The sequence below is a fragment of the Paraburkholderia sp. NPDC080076 genome, from assembly GCF_050281145.1.
Taxonomy (GTDB): Bacteria; Pseudomonadota; Gammaproteobacteria; order Burkholderiales; family Burkholderiaceae; genus Paraburkholderia.
In genome coordinates, this window is record NZ_JBNNWQ010000002.1 from 802,166 (window position 1) to 816,337 (window position 14,172).

The 14,172-nt window shown below is 64.8% G+C and carries 12 protein-coding genes; 9 read left to right on the forward strand and 3 right to left on the reverse strand.

The window, feature by feature from the left end; translation table 11 throughout:
• Positions 1–2: 2 nt before the first annotated feature.
• Positions 3–164: a hypothetical protein gene (locus ACQKRQ_RS10940; protein ID WP_012434883.1), complete on the forward strand. Its 162-nt coding sequence runs from the start codon at positions 3–5 to the stop codon at positions 162–164.
• A gap of 89 nt (positions 165–253) precedes the next feature.
• Here ACQKRQ_RS10940 and ACQKRQ_RS10945 read toward each other — a convergent pair whose 3' ends face one another.
• A complete protein-coding gene (locus tag ACQKRQ_RS10945; RefSeq protein ID WP_132376462.1) occupies positions 254–577 on the reverse strand; it encodes an ecotin precursor in 324 nt (107 codons plus the stop codon).
• A gap of 321 nt (positions 578–898) precedes the next feature.
• Here ACQKRQ_RS10945 and ACQKRQ_RS10950 point away from each other — a divergent pair, with 321 nt between their 5' ends.
• From ACQKRQ_RS10950 to ACQKRQ_RS10980, 7 genes are all read left to right on the forward strand, one after another.
• Positions 899–2,524, forward strand: coding sequence for a methyl-accepting chemotaxis protein (locus ACQKRQ_RS10950; RefSeq protein WP_427476870.1), 1,626 nt, complete (start codon positions 899–901; stop codon positions 2,522–2,524).
• 64 nt (positions 2,525–2,588) lie between these two features.
• Entirely contained in the window at positions 2,589–3,053 is a 465-nt protein-coding gene (locus ACQKRQ_RS10955; RefSeq protein WP_427476872.1) for a chemotaxis protein CheW, read from the forward strand.
• A complete protein-coding gene (locus ACQKRQ_RS10960; RefSeq protein ID WP_427476874.1) occupies positions 3,050–4,459 on the forward strand; it encodes a CheR family methyltransferase in 1,410 nt (469 codons plus the stop codon). Before ACQKRQ_RS10955 ends, ACQKRQ_RS10960 begins: the two co-directional genes overlap by 4 nt.
• Positions 4,452–5,132 (forward strand): chemotaxis protein CheW, encoded by a 681-nt coding sequence (locus ACQKRQ_RS10965; protein WP_427476876.1) that lies wholly within the window; start codon positions 4,452–4,454, stop codon positions 5,130–5,132. Before ACQKRQ_RS10960 ends, ACQKRQ_RS10965 begins: the two co-directional genes overlap by 8 nt.
• Positions 5,129–7,555: a hybrid sensor histidine kinase/response regulator gene (locus ACQKRQ_RS10970; RefSeq protein ID WP_427476878.1), complete on the forward strand. Its 2,427-nt coding sequence runs from the start codon at positions 5,129–5,131 to the stop codon at positions 7,553–7,555. Before ACQKRQ_RS10965 ends, ACQKRQ_RS10970 begins: the two co-directional genes overlap by 4 nt.
• Before the next feature lie 17 nt (positions 7,556–7,572).
• Positions 7,573–8,589: a chemotaxis response regulator protein-glutamate methylesterase gene (locus tag ACQKRQ_RS10975; RefSeq protein WP_427476880.1), complete on the forward strand. Its 1,017-nt coding sequence runs from the start codon at positions 7,573–7,575 to the stop codon at positions 8,587–8,589.
• A gap of 60 nt (positions 8,590–8,649) precedes the next feature.
• Positions 8,650–9,738, forward strand: a complete 1,089-nt coding sequence (locus ACQKRQ_RS10980) for a diguanylate cyclase (protein ID WP_408176303.1) — start codon at positions 8,650–8,652, stop codon at positions 9,736–9,738.
• Between the two features lie 119 nt (positions 9,739–9,857).
• Here the strand turns inward: ACQKRQ_RS10980 and mdeB are convergent, their stop codons facing one another.
• Complete coding sequence (gene mdeB / locus ACQKRQ_RS10985) at positions 9,858–12,605, reverse strand: alpha-ketoglutarate dehydrogenase (protein ID WP_427476882.1); 2,748 nt, start codon at positions 12,603–12,605, stop codon at positions 9,858–9,860.
• Positions 12,606–12,757: 152 nt separating this feature from the next.
• Between mdeB and ACQKRQ_RS10990 the strand changes: the two genes are divergently transcribed.
• A complete protein-coding gene (locus tag ACQKRQ_RS10990; protein WP_132376471.1) occupies positions 12,758–13,285 on the forward strand; it encodes an Lrp/AsnC family transcriptional regulator in 528 nt (175 codons plus the stop codon).
• A gap of 20 nt (positions 13,286–13,305) precedes the next feature.
• On the opposite strand, the gene ACQKRQ_RS10995 is transcribed toward ACQKRQ_RS10990, so the two are convergent.
• Positions 13,306–14,118 carry an SDR family NAD(P)-dependent oxidoreductase gene (locus ACQKRQ_RS10995; RefSeq protein WP_427476884.1) on the reverse strand — a complete coding sequence of 271 codons (813 nt, stop codon included), beginning with the start codon at positions 14,116–14,118 and terminating at the stop codon, positions 13,306–13,308.
• Positions 14,119–14,172 lie beyond the last annotated feature (54 nt).

A 14,172-nucleotide genomic window follows, 5' to 3' on the forward strand; every position in this document is an offset into this window, starting at 1 on the left:
CCATGTCTGAATCGTTGATCGCTTATCTGCTGGGGCCTGCTGTCATGCTGCTGGTCGGCGTCGCTATCTGGGCCGCGTCCCACTACCACCAGAAGACAAAGCCGCAAAGACTCGAGCGCTGGCTCGACACGCACTATGCGGAGTGGCTGCATCACAGGCACTGAGTCGCGCATTTGAAATGAAAAGGCCGTCGCGTAACACGACGGCCTTTTTGCCTGTGGCGCGCGCAAAGATGCGCGCGCTCCACGATTGATTACCAACCGGGCTGCGGTTGCGGATACCCGTATTGCTGCTGCGGCGGCGCACCGCACGCCACATAGGCACGTTGGTATTGGTCATAGCAGTATCCCGGCGGCGCTTGCGCATAGACCGGCGCGGGCTGATACGCCGGCTGCGCGTACACAGGCTGCTGGTAAGCCACCACCGGCGCTGGATTCAGCGCCGAGGTCACCACCGCCCCGAGCACGGCGCCGCCGATCAGCGCACCGACGACATCGCCGCCATTACCGTGCGCCGACGCTTGACCCGCCACGCTCAGACTTCCCACCATCACCAACGCCACTGCGATCTTTTTCATGTTTGACTCCCCGCCGTTCAGGCATGGAACAGATTGTGGCTGGCGCGCGCAGAAATAGATGCTGCAAGTGGTAACCGGACATTACCCATGTAACGCGGCACGCGGCGTTGCAGGGCAATGCGCGCGCGAGCGCTACCACTGGCACCTCCACGCAATCCAGCCTGATACCCGCTACCCCATTCCACCGATCAATGTAAAATCCGCCGCATAACCTGTCGGATAAATCCGGCAACTCGCCAAGCTCTCCGGCCCGTCGATCGCAGGATCGGACCACGTCGACAACACGGGTCGAGACAAGCGAAAAAAGTAAGGGGCGTGCGCGTGAAACAATGGACCATCCGGCAACGGATTCTGTGCAGCTTCGGGATCGTGCTGATCGTGATGCTGGCAATGGCAATCGTCACCTTCCAGCAGCTTGGCGGCATCGATCGCGACGCGAAGAGCCAGCAGCAGGACTCGATGCCCGGACTCTACTACGCGACCGCGATGCGCGCGGCCTGGTTCGAGAATTACAGCGTCACGCAACGCCTCATCTACGTCGACGCGGACGCCGATTCCGTCAAGCGCGACACCGCACGTTTGCAGGAAACCCAGCAAACGCTTCAGAAGCTTATCAGCGACTACGGCGTGACCATCGTCCGCGACGTCGATCGTGAGGTCTTCAACGATTTCCGCCAGCAACAGGCGCAGTACCTGCCGATCCAGGCTTCGGTGCTGGACAACCTGCCGGCATCGAAAGACAACGCCGAGCGCATCTTCAACGCGCAACTTACGCCGCTCTGGGAAACCGGCCGCCTCTCCGTGCGCAAGCTGGTCGACGACAACAAGAGCTATGCCGACCAGGCCGCTGAAAGCATCCGCAACTCGGTCGAGACGACCGGCATCGTGATGCTGGTGATGCTGCTGATCGCCGTCGTCGTCGCCGTGCTAGCCGGTTACTGGCTGTTGCGCGCCGTCACCACGCCGATGGCCAAAGTGCTGCAAGTCGTCGACGTGATGCGCACGGGCGACCTGACCCAGCGCCTGCAACTGAATCGCGCCGACGAAATCGGCGCGCTCGAAGCGGGCTTCAACCGTATGACCGATGAACTCACCGCGCTGGTCGGCCAGGCGCAAAAATCGGCGGTACAGGTGACGACATCGGTGACGGAAATCGCCGCGACCTCACGCGAGCAGCAAGCCACCGCGAACGAAACCGCCGCCACCACCACCGAGATCGGCGCGACCTCGCGTGAAATCTTCGCGACCTCGCGCGACCTGCTGCGCACCATGAACGAAGTCTCGGAAGTGGCCGGCCAGTCGGCGGCGCTCGCGGGCACCGGCCACGCCGGTCTCGCGCGCATGGAAGAGACCATGCGTCTCGTGATGGAAGCGGCCGGCTCGGTCAACGCGAAGCTCGCGATCCTCAACGAGAAGGCCAGCAATATCAACCAGGTCGTCGCCACCATCACCAAGGTCGCGGACCAGACCAACCTGCTCTCGCTGAACGCGGCGATCGAAGCGGAGAAAGCCGGCGAATACGGCCGCGGCTTCGCGGTCGTGGCCACCGAGATCCGCCGCCTCGCCGATCAGACCGCCGTGGCGACTTACGACATCGAACAGATGGTCAAGGAGATCCAGTCCGCCGTGGCCGCCGGCGTGATGGGCATGGACAAGTTCTCCGAAGAAGTGCGGCGCGGCATGCTCGACGTGCAAAACGTCGGCGGTCATCTCACGCAGATCATCCAGCAGGTGCAGCAACTCGCGCCGCGCTTCTCGATGGTCAACGAAGGCATGCAGACGCAAGCCACCGGCGCCGAGCAGATCACCCAGGCGCTGACGCAACTCTCGGAGGCCGCCCAGCAGACGGCGGAATCGCTGCGTCAGTCGACCCAGGCGATCGACGATCTGACGCACGTCGCCAACAGTCTGCGCACGGGCGTGTCGCGCTTCAAGGTGACGGCCTGACGCGCCACGGCGCGCTGATCGAAGCCGACACTCGCACGCCCTTCCACCGCCCACGCACACGTCGATGCTCTTCATCCTCTTCACGCTCGATAGCGAACGGTATGTGATCGACGCGACACAGGTGGAGCGTCTGATGCCGCTCACGCCGCAGTCGCCGCCGAAGACAATCCCCGGCGCGCCGTCGTGGGTGGCGGGCGTGCTCGATCATGAAGGCGCGCCGCTGCCGTTGATCGATCTGCCGGCGCTCGCGCTCGGCCGTCCCGCCGCGCAACTGATGTCGACGCGCATCGTGCTGGTGCGCTATCCGCTTGCCGGCACGACGCGCTTGCTCGCGCTGCTGCTCGAAGGCGCGACGCGCACCATTCGTCTGGACGTGTCGGCGTTTCAGGATGCCGGTCTCGACATGCCGCACGCGCGTTATCTCGGCCCGGTCGCGAGTGAAGCGGGTGGCCTCGTGCAGTGGATCCGCGTCGAACATCTGCTGCCCGACGACGTCAAAGCGCTCCTCTTTCCCGAGGCGCACGCATGAACGCGCATCACGACAACGCGCCGCTCTATCGACGCTTTGCGGAGCTGTTGCATCGGACCATCGGGCTCGATGCGGCATCGCTCGGTCATAGTGCGATCGAGCGCGCGGTCGACCAGCGCGTAGCGGCATGGTGTGCGGACGGTCACGCCGAAGCCACGGTCGCCGACTATTGGGAAGCCGCGCAATGTTCGCCTTCGATGGTGCAGGCGCTGATCGAAACGGTCGTCGTGCCGGAAACCTGGTTCTACCGCGACGCCGACGCGTTCAAGGCACTCGCGCGGCTCGCGCATGAGCGTCTCGCCGAGCGCGGTAACGCATTGCCGCTACGCGTCCTGAGCCTGCCCTGCTCGACCGGCGAGGAACCGTACACGATCGCGATGACGCTGCTCGACTCAGGCATCGACGCCGCGCAGTTGCGCATCGACGCAATGGATATCAGCGACCGTTCGCTCGCCGTCGCGCAACGCGCTGTCTACGGACGCAATTCGTTTCGAGGCAATGCGTTTCCGTTTCGCGACGCGCACTTCACGCGCACCGAAGACGGCTGGCGTCTCGCGTCGCGCGTCGTCGACGCAGTGCGTTTTTCGCGCGCCAATCTGATGCAGCTCGATGCATCGTCGCTCGGCGTCTACGACTTCGTGTTCTGCCGCAACGTGCTGATTTACTTCGACCGCGAGGCGCAGCAAAAAGCCTTGCAGGCGCTCAATAGCGTGCTCGCCGAAAACGGCACGCTGTTCGTCGGCCCCGCGGAAACCGGGCTGCTGATGCGTTACGGCATGCAGTCCGCGAAGATCCCACTGGCGTTCGCGTTTCATCGCGGCGCGCCCGAGGAAGCGCAGTTGAATAGCCGGCACACTGCGCCGCTCGCCACTGCTGCCGCGCTCGCGATGACGCGTTCACAGGTGCCGGCGCTTGCTCCGCCACACGTGTTTTCCGCGCAGCCTTTTGCGTGGCCCGATCCGGTCGCGCGCACGCCGTTCAATGGTGTGACGCCGTTCACGCCGCATTACAGCGTCGCGCCGTACATGCGCGAGACGTCGACGCCCGCTCCGCCGCCGGCACACCACCCACTGTCGCCGCCGGCCAGCGCGGCACGCGACACATTGAAGGCCGCGCACGCGCTAGCCGACGCCGGCCGTCTCGCGGAAGCCGCCACGGCGATCAACGCCTATCTGGAACACCACGCCCCGCACGCCGATGCGTTTTATCTGCTCGGCGTCCTGGCCGATGCCAACGGTGATGCGAACCTCGCACGCAGCCAGTATCGCAAGGCGCTGTATCTCGACCCTCAGCATGCGGAAGCGCTCGCGCATCTTGCCACCTTGCTGGAACTCGAAGGCGATCGCCACGGCGCACGCCTGTTGATGCAACGCGTGTCGCGCGCGCAAGGGGCGCAACGTGGCTGACGCGCAGACGGTGACCTTCGACGATTGCTGGAACCGCATCGGCGTGCGCGGCGATTCGTCGTGCGAGCGTCTTGTCGAGTACGTGCGCTGCCTGAATTGCCCGGTGTTCGAAACGGCTGCAGCCAAACTGCTGGAACGGCCGATTCCCTCGGTGGATCTCTCGCAGCACGACCTGCGCGCGCCGGTGCAATCGCAGCAGAATGTGCAAGGCGCGAGCGAATCGTTCCTCGTTTTTCGCATCGGCGACGAATGGCTGGCGCTGCCCACGCCGATCTTCAAACGCATCGTGCAGACGCGGCCGATTCATACGTTGCCGCATCGGCAGCATCGCGCGGTGCTGGGCGTGGTGAATGTGCAAGGCGAGTTGCTGGTGTGTCTGTCGCTCGCGCACCTGCTCGGTTTCGAAGCCGACGCCGCCGCACGCGACGATCGCGTGCGTCACGATCTGCCGCGTTTGCTGGTGGTCTCGCGCGCTGAAGAACACGCGGTGTTCCCGGTGGATCAGGTCGACGGCGTGCACCGGATTGCGACGGCCAGTTTTTGCTTGCCGCCCGCCACGCTTTCGCAAGCGGCGGCCGCGCATACGCGCGCAGTCGCGCCGTGGCGCGGCATGAGCGTCGGCCTGCTCGACGCCGACGCACTCTTCGATACCTTGAACCGGAGTCTCGGATGACGGACGATCCACGCCGCCCGTCGCTGATCGATCTGTTCCGCGAGGAGGCGCGGACCCAGGCGCGCGTGCTCAATGACGGCCTGCTCGCGCTCGATCGTGCACCGCGCGATGCCGGTGCGCTCGAGGCCTGCATGCGGGCCGCGCATTCGTTGAAGGGCGCGGCGCGTATCGTCGGCGTGCAGGTCGGCGTCGAACTCGCGCATGCCATGGAGGATTGCTTCGTCGCCGCGCAGGAAGGGCGTGCGTTGCTCGACGTCGCATGGATCGACGAGTTGCTGCGTGGGGTGGATATCGTCGCGCGCATCGGCAATGATGAAGACGAGTCGGCGCGTGACGCGGTCGGCACATGTGTCGCGTCGTTGCAGGCGCGTATGGCGGGCGTGGTGCCGCATAGCGTGGCGGTGCGGCGGGATGTGGCGCCGCCGGCAGCCGCGCCGCTTGAACCCGCGCGCAGCACTGCCGCCGAACCGCCAACAGCCTCAGTCGCCACGATACCTTCGGGCTCAAGTTCGGACGCAGACGCAGACCCGGACGCCGCATTCAATCTGCTAGCCGATGCGCTGCGCGCCGAAGAGACACCGGCCTCCACCGCGCCACCGCCCGCACCGGACAGTACGCCTGCCACGCCACCCTCGTCGAGCAGCGCTAAAGGCACAAGTACCACAACCACCGAACCCGGCCGCATGCTGCGCGTACGCGCCGACAACCTCGACCGCCTGCTGTCGCTATCCGGCGAATCGTTGGTCGAATCGCGCTGGCTAAAACCCTTCGCGCAGTCGATGCTGCGCGTCAAGCGAGTCCAACGCGACAGCACTCGCGCGCTGGATCAACTGCACGAAACGCTCGCCGACCTGAAGCTCGATCCGCGCGCGCAAGCCGCGCTTGAAGAAGTTCGCCGCCTCACCGCCGAATCGCAGCATCTGCTGGCCGAACGTCTCGCCGATCTGGAAAGCTTCGACCGTCGCTCGACCCATCTGTCGCAGCAACTCTACGACGCCGCCCTGCAATGCCGCATGCGCCCATTCGGCGACGGCACCGGCGGACTCGCGCGAATGGTGCGCGACGTCGCGCGTTCGCTCGGCAAGAAGGTACGCTGGCAGTTGGTCGGCGAATCGACTCAGGTGGACCGCGACATTCTCGATCTGCTCGAAGCGCCGCTCGGCCATATGCTGCGCAACGCGCTCGACCACGGCATCGAAACACCCGCCGTGCGCCTCGCCTGCGGCAAGCCGGAAGAAGGCACGCTCACGCTCGACGCGCGTCACACAGCCGGCGCGCTGCTCATCACCGTTTCCGACGACGGCGCGGGCATCGACCTCGACGCCTTGCGCGCGTCGATCGTCCGCAAGAAGCTCGCGAGCGACGAAACGGCCGCGCGTCTGTCCGAAGCCGAGCTGCTCGAATTCCTGTTCCTGCCGGGCTTCTCGCTACGCGATCAGGTGACGGAGGTCTCGGGCCGCGGCGTCGGACTCGACGCGGTGCACGACGTCGTCAAACGCGTGCGCGGCACGGTGCGAATCACGCACGAACCCGGCCTTGGCACGCGCGTGCAATTGCAGTTGCCGCTGACGCTCTCGGTGATCCGCAGTCTGTTGGTCGAAGTCGCGGGCGAACCATACGCGGTGCCGCTCGCGCACGTGAACCGCACGCTGCACGTGAGCCGCGCGGAGATCGAGTTGCTCGAAGGTCATCAGCACATCGCGTTTTCCGGCCGGCGCATCGGCGTGGTCACTGCGCATCAGATTCTCGACACCGCGCCGCCCGCGGATGAAAGCGGCACCGTCAGCATGATCGTGATCGGCGACGGCCCGCAAACCTACGGCGTGGTGGTCGACCGTTTTCTCGGCGAGCGGATGCTGGTGGTGCAACCGCTCGATCCTCGTCTCGGCAAAATCCGCAACATCACCGCCGGCGCGCTGATGGAGAACGGCGATCCGGTGCTGATCGCCGACGTCGACGACTGGCTGCGCTCCGTCGAACGGCTCGTCGCGGGCGGCGATCTCAAGCACACGCAACACGGCGTCGCGCACGCGGCTCAGCGCGCCACGCGCCGCGTGCTGGTGGTCGACGATTCGCTCACCGTGCGCGAACTCGAACGCAAGCTGCTGGCCACGCGCGGTTATGACGTGACGATCGCCGTCGACGGCATGGACGGCTGGAACGCCGTGCGCGGCGAGCGCTTCGACCTCGTCATCACCGATATCGACATGCCGCGCATGGACGGTATCGAGCTGGTCACGCTCATCAAACGCGATCCGCAGTTGCAGTCGCTGCCGGTGATGATCGTGTCGTACAAGGACCGTGAAGAGGACCGCCGCGCCGGCCTGAACGCGGGCGCGGACTACTATCTGGCGAAAGGCAGTTTTCATGACGAAGCACTGCTCGATGCGGTGCGTGATCTGATCGGCGAAGCTTACGGTTAAACCTACGGGTAAAACGGATGAAAATCGGAATCGTCAACGACATGCCGCTCGCCGTGGAGGCGCTGCGTCGAGCGCTCGCGGCGCGCCACGACTTCGAGGTGCTGTGGATCGCGCAGGACGGCCAGCAGGCGGTCGATTTCTGCACCGCGCAACGGCCAGACATCGTGCTGATGGATCTGGTGATGCCGAACGTCGACGGGATCGAGGCCACGCGCCGCATCATGGCGCGCGCGCCCTGCGCGATCCTGATCGTTACCGTCGATGTGGGCGCGAACGCGTGGCGCGTTTATGAAGCGATGGGGGCGGGCGCGCTCGACGCCGTCGATACGCCCTCGCTGAACGGTCCCGATGCGCACAAGAGCATCGCCACGCTGATCGCGAAGATCGACCGCATCGCGGCGCTCGTCAAGGAACGCAATGCGCCCGGCACGGCGGCCGCGGCAACGCCCGCCTGCTTGACGAACCGCGACACGCCGCTAGTGGCGATCGGCGCATCGGCGGGCGGACCGGCGGCGCTCGCCACGCTGCTCGCCGGCCTGCCGAAAGATTTTGCGGCGGCCATCGTCATCGTACAGCACGTCGATGCGGCGTTCGCCGCCGGCATGGCGGACTGGCTGAACCAGCAATCGGCGTTGCCCGTGCGAATCGCCCGCGAAGGCGACCGGCCGCAAGCGGGCGTCGCGTTGCTCGCCGCCACCGACGATCATCTGCATCTGAAATTGCCCAACGTGCTCGGCTACACGCCCGTGCCGGAAGAGACGCCTTACCGGCCTTCCGTCGACGTGTTTTTTCACAGCGTGGTGGCGCGCTGGCCGGCGCGCGCGGTCGGCGTGCTGCTCACCGGCATGGGCCGCGACGGCGCGATCGGCCTCAAGGCGATGCGCACCAAGGGCTATCACACGATCGCGCAGGATGAGGCGACCAGCGCCGTGTACGGCATGCCGAAAGCGGCCGCGGCGCTCGACGCCGCCGCCGCGATCCTGCCGTTGCCGCGCATTGCCGCCGCGCTCGCAACGGCGGTCAATGCGCGCTAGCCGCTCACTCGCCGCCTATGAGCCGCTTCGATTCACTCACATTCATTCTGGCTGAACAAAATGGACACTCCTAAACCGCATCAGAACACCGCCGCGCAGGATTTCGCGTCGGACGCGGCGGACGCTCCCAATCTCGCGATCGATGACGCTTTGGCGCGCATCCTCGGCAATCCGCCCGCGGCGGAGTGCCCGATCATGGTGTTGCTGGTCGACGACCAGGCGATCATCGCCGAGGCGATTCGCCAGGCGCTGGCCGACGAAGCGAGCGTCGACTTTCACTACTGCGCGTCGCCTGAAGACGCGCTGCGCTGCGCCGCGGAAACGCGTGCGACGGTGATCCTTCAAGACCTCGTGATGCCGGGCACGGACGGTCTCACCCTCGTGCGCCAATATAGGCAGAATCCGGCGACGCGCGACATTCCGATCATCGTGCTGTCGACCAAGGAAGAGCCGCTCGTGAAAAGCGCGGCCTTCGCCGCCGGTGCCAACGATTATCTGGTGAAGCTGCCGGACCGCATCGAGTTGATCGCGCGCATCCGCTATCACTCGCGCTCGTATCTGAACCTGATTCAACGCGACGAGGCCTACAAGGCGCTGCGCCAATCGCAGCAGCAATTGCTCGCGACGAATCTGGAGTTGCAGCGGCTCACGCATTCGGACGGCCTGACGGGCCTGTCGAATCGCCGCTACCTCGATCAATATCTGGCCGCCGAATGGCGTCGCAGCACGCGCGACAAGACCGGCCTCGGCTTTCTGATGATCGATGTGGATAACTTCAAGGCGTACAACGATACCTACGGGCACGTCGCCGGCGACGAAGTGCTCAAGCGGGTCGCGCAAACCGTCGAGTCGTGCCTCGGACGCTCGGCCGATCTTGCGGCGCGCTTCGGTGGCGAAGAGTTCGCGGTGGTGGTGCCGGGCACGTCGGCGGGCGGCTTGCGTCTACTCGCGGAAAAGATCCGCATTGCAATCGAAGGGCTGGCGATTCCGCATGCGGGCTCCGCGACCGGCGGCGTGACGATCAGCATCGGCGCGGCGACGCTCGTGCCTTCGGCCGCGGAGCCGGTAACGAAGCTGATCGAAGCGGCTGACGTCGGCTTGTATCGAGCGAAGCGGGATGGGAAGAATCAGGTGGCGGTCAGCGATTGATCGTTGCGGATGTGGTTCTACCACCGTGCAATGAAAGCGCGCCCGTTTGCAGGGCGCGTTTTCATTTGCAGCGATAGCAGTAGCACTGCTGTTAGTCGGTTTCTAACGCATGCGCTTTTCTAGCATTGCCAGGACGCCGCGCCGACCGCTGCGTCGCCGAGGTACTTGCTGCGTGCTTCAACAAGCACGCTTGCGTCGATGGCGCCCTCGTCGGCCAGCGCCTTCAGCGCGGCGATCACGATCGCCTTGCGGTCCACTTCGAAGAATTCACGCAACGCCTGACGCGTGTCGCTGCGGCCGAAACCGTCGGTACCGAGCGTCACATAACGGCGTGGCACGTATGCGCGAATCAGTTCGGGCACGGCACGAACATAATCCGTGGCGGCGATGACCGGGCCTTGCGACGCTTCGAGCGTTTGCGTGACGTACGGCGCCGAAGTCGCTTCGCCAAGACGCGCGAGCCGTTCTGCCGCCATGCCGTCGCGCTGCAACTCGGTGAAGCTCGTCACGCTCCAGACCGCAGCGTCGATGCGCCAGTCGTCCTTCAACATCTGCTGAGCCGCAATGACTTCACCGAGAATCGCACCCGCGCCGAGCAATTGCACCCGAGCTTGCGTGCTCGCCTGCCCCTGAGCTTGCGCCGCCAGCGGATAAATGCCCTTGAGAATCCCTTCGCGCAACGCCGGCAAGTCGCCGCCCGGCACCGAAGGCTGCGCGTAGTTCTCGTTCATCACCGTGACGTAATAGAACACGTCGCGCTGCTGCTCGACCATCTCCCGCATACCCTCGTCGACGATCGCGGCAACCTCGTACGCGAACGCCGGGTCGTAAGCGCGGCAGTTCGGAATCGTCGATGCCGCCAGATGGCTCGAGCCGTCCTGATGCTGCAACCCCTCGCCGCCGAGCGTCGTCTTGCCCGAGGTCGCGCCGATCAGGAAACCACGCGCACGTTGATCCGCCGCAGCCCAGATCAGATCACCGATGCGCTGGAAGCCGAACATCGAGTAGTAGATGTAGAACGGCAGCATCGGCAGATCGTGCACGCTGTACGACGTCGCCGCCGCGATCCATGACGACACCGCGCCGGCTTCCGAAATGCCCTCTTCCAGAATCTGGCCTTTCGTATCCTCACGGTAGTAAAGCATCGAGCCGAGATCTTCCGGCTCGTACAACTGCCCGAGCGGCGAATAGATACCGACCTGGCGGAACATATTCGCCATGCCGAAGGTGCGCGCCTCGTCGGCGACGATCGGCACCACGCGCGGGCCCACTTCCCCTTCCTTGAGCAACGCGGTCAGCATGCGGACCAGCGCCATTGTCGTGGACATCTCGCGGTCATTCGCGTCCAGCGCGAATTGGCCCCAGGAGGACACCGGCGGGACGGTCAGCCCCTTCGATGCAACTCTCCGCCTTCTGGGCAGATAGCCTCCGAGAGCCGCCCGGCGTGCATGCAGGTATTGCATTTCCGGGCTGTCTTCCGCGGGTTTGTAGAACTTCACCTGTTCGACGTCCTCGTCCGTGAGCGGCAGGCGGAAGCGATCGCGAAACGCCTTGAGGTCGTCGAAGCCAAGTTTCTTTTGCTGATGCGTGGTCATGCGGCCCTGGCCCGAGGTGCCCATGCCGAAGCCCTTCATCGTCTTCGCGAGAATCACCGTCGGCTGGCCGCGATGGTCGAGCGCCTTCGCGTAGGCCGCGTGCAGTTTGCGCACGTCGTGGCCGCCGCGGCGCAGGCGGTCGATGTCGTCATCGCTCAATTGGGCGGCGAGCGCGGCAAGCTCCGGGTTCTGGCCGAAGAAGCGTTCGCGGTTATAGGCGCCGTCGTTCGCCGAGAAGGTCTGGAACTGGCCGTCCACGGTATGCGCGAACGCGCGCAGCAAGGCGCCGGTGCGATCGCGCGAAAACAGCGCGTCCCAGTCCGAGCCCCACACTACTTTGATCACATTCCAGCCGGCGCCGATGAAGTGCGCTTCCAGTTCATCGATGATGCGGCCGTTGCTGCGCACCGGACCGTCGAGCCGCTGCAGATTGCAGTTGATCACGAACACGAGGTTGTCGAGCCCCTCGCGCGCGGCCAGCGAAAGCGCGCCGGTCGATTCCGGCTCATCCATTTCGCCGTCGCCGAAAAAGCCCCATACCTTGCGGCCTTCTGTTTGCACGAGGCCGCGATTGGCCAGGTAGCGCATGAAACGCGCTTGATAAATCGCGTTGATCGGGCCGATGCCCATCGAGCCGGTCGGGAACTGCCAGAAGTCCGGCATCAGCCACGGATGCGGATACGAGCACAAGCCCGGTCCGCCGATCTCGCGACGGTAGTGCTGGAGGTTTTCCTCCGAGAGAAAGCCTTCGAGATAAGCCCGCGCATAAACACCCGGCGACGAATGCGGCTGGAAGTACACGAGGTCGCCCGTGCCCTCTTCCCCGCCAGGCGCGGCCGCGCGAAAAAAATGGTTGAAGCCGACCTCGAACAGATCCGCCGCCGACGCGTAACTCGCAATATGCCCGCCGAGTTCGCCGTAGGCCTGGTTCGCGCGCACCACCATCGCGAGCGCATTCCAGCGCAGCGCGGCGGCGAGCCGTTCTTCGAGTTCGAGATTGCCCGGATAGCGCGGCTGTTGCTCGAACGGGATCGTGTTCTGGTACGGCGTCACGTTGGTGCGCGCCGATTCAACACCCAGCGAAAGCGCATGGCTCGCAAGTTTGTCGAACAGAAACTGCGCGCGGTCGCGGCCGACATGCGCGACGACCGCGTCGAGCGCTTCCAGCCACTCGGCGGTTTCCTGCGGATCGGTGTCCGCCTGCTCCGCGCTTTCAACACGCTGCGCATTCAACGACTTCAACTGCTCGCTACCGCTGGACAAATCCGTCATGGCACCACTCCCGCATCGACGCGTTCGGTTCAAGATCGAGTGAGTTAATGGTAACCATGTGTCGACAAAATGAGCGTCTCATTTGCTTGTGATCCCGCACTGCGATAGGCTATTTATTCCGAATTTCGCCATTACGATGGAATATTTCATCTATGACCACGCCACCCAGGCGGCTCGACCGCATCGACATCGGCATCCTGAGCCAGTTGCAACAGAACGCGCGCATCACCAATGCGGATCTGGCGCGCTCGGTGAACCTGTCGCCCACGCCGTGCTTCAACCGCGTGCGGGCGCTCGAAAAGCTCGGTCTGTTCAAGCAGCAGGTCACGTTGCTGAACCCGGAGCCGCTCGGGCTGCGCATCAACGTGTTCATTCAGGTGAGTCTGGAAAAGCAGGTGGAAGACGCGCTGCTGCGCTTCGAACAGGCGATCTCGGAGCGTCCCGAGGTGATGGAGTGCTACCTGATGACGGGCGACGCCGACTATCTGCTGCGCGTGGTGATGCCGGATATGCAGACGCTGGAGCGCTTCATCGTCGATCATCTGACGAAGATTCCGGGCATCTCCAATATTCGCTCGAGCTTTGCGCTCAAGCAGGTGCGTTACAAGACGGCGCTGCCGCTGCCGTCGTCGGGATTGACGCTGGTCGATCCCGACGACGTGTCGACTGACTGGCGCTAAGGCTTTCCGACCGCTCGGCTTTATGCCGTGGCGGCGCGGCTCGTGTAGCGCGCGGCCGGCAGCTTGTGCGACAGGTTCGGCTGCAGTTGCTGACGTGCGCTGTTGAAGCGCTCCCAGTCCGCCGCATCCGGCAACGACGGAATCGTCACCAGTTCGCCCTGGTCGAGGCCGGCGAGCGCGGCGTCCACCATGTCTTCGGCGGTCATCACGATCTGTTGCGGCAGATGTTCGACCGCGAGGCCCGCGCGGTCCCAGAATGCGGTGCTGGTCGCGCCCGGCAAAACCGCCTGTAACTGCACACCCTTGCCGCCCACTTCGTGATGCAGCGACTGCGTCAGGTTGAGCACGTAGGCCTTGGTGCCGCTGTAAGTGCCGTTCAACGTTTCCGGCGACAGCGCCACGATCGACGAAATATTGATCACGATGCCGTTGCCCCGCTCCACCAGGCCCGGCACGACCGCTGCCGTCAGACGCGTGAGCGCGGTCACGTTCAGGTCGATCATTTTTTCGAGCTCGTCCACGTTCGAGTCGATCAGCGAGGCGGTCGCGCCGACGCCCGCGTTGTTGACCAGCATCGTGATGCCACGGTCCGCGCGCAGCCGTTCTTCGATGCGGCGCACGTCGGCTTTGACGGTGAGGTCCGCGCCGATCGTCTCGACATGGCGGCCGGTTTCCGTCTTCAGACGATCGGCCAGACTGTTCAGCCGCTCGACGTCGCGCGCCACCAGAATCAGGTCGTAGCCGCGCCGCGCAAGGCGGTCCGCATACACTGCGCCGATCCCCGACGATGCGCCCGTCACCAATGCCGTTCCTTTGCCTGCTTGCGTTGCCATTTGAATCTCTCCTTGCGGGCGTGGCGCCTGGCGCCTGTGCCCTGTCCGATGAAT

Coding starts and splice junctions, on each gene's coding strand:
- ACQKRQ_RS10940 (WP_012434883.1), top strand. CDS start 3: ATGTCTGAATCGTTGATCGCTTATCTGCTGGGGCCTGCTGTCATGCTG.
- ACQKRQ_RS10945 (WP_132376462.1), bottom strand. CDS start 577: ATGAAAAAGATCGCAGTGGCGTTGGTGATGGTGGGAAGTCTGAGCGTG.
- ACQKRQ_RS10955 (WP_427476872.1), top strand. CDS start 2,589: ATGCTCTTCATCCTCTTCACGCTCGATAGCGAACGGTATGTGATCGAC.
- ACQKRQ_RS10960 (WP_427476874.1), top strand. CDS start 3,050: ATGAACGCGCATCACGACAACGCGCCGCTCTATCGACGCTTTGCGGAG.
- ACQKRQ_RS10970 (WP_427476878.1), top strand. CDS start 5,129: ATGACGGACGATCCACGCCGCCCGTCGCTGATCGATCTGTTCCGCGAG.
- ACQKRQ_RS10975 (WP_427476880.1), top strand. CDS start 7,573: ATGAAAATCGGAATCGTCAACGACATGCCGCTCGCCGTGGAGGCGCTG.
- ACQKRQ_RS10980 (WP_408176303.1), top strand. CDS start 8,650: ATGGACACTCCTAAACCGCATCAGAACACCGCCGCGCAGGATTTCGCG.
- mdeB (WP_427476882.1), bottom strand. CDS start 12,605: ATGACGGATTTGTCCAGCGGTAGCGAGCAGTTGAAGTCGTTGAATGCG.
- ACQKRQ_RS10990 (WP_132376471.1), top strand. CDS start 12,758: ATGACCACGCCACCCAGGCGGCTCGACCGCATCGACATCGGCATCCTG.
- ACQKRQ_RS10995 (WP_427476884.1), bottom strand. CDS start 14,118: ATGGCAACGCAAGCAGGCAAAGGAACGGCATTGGTGACGGGCGCATCG.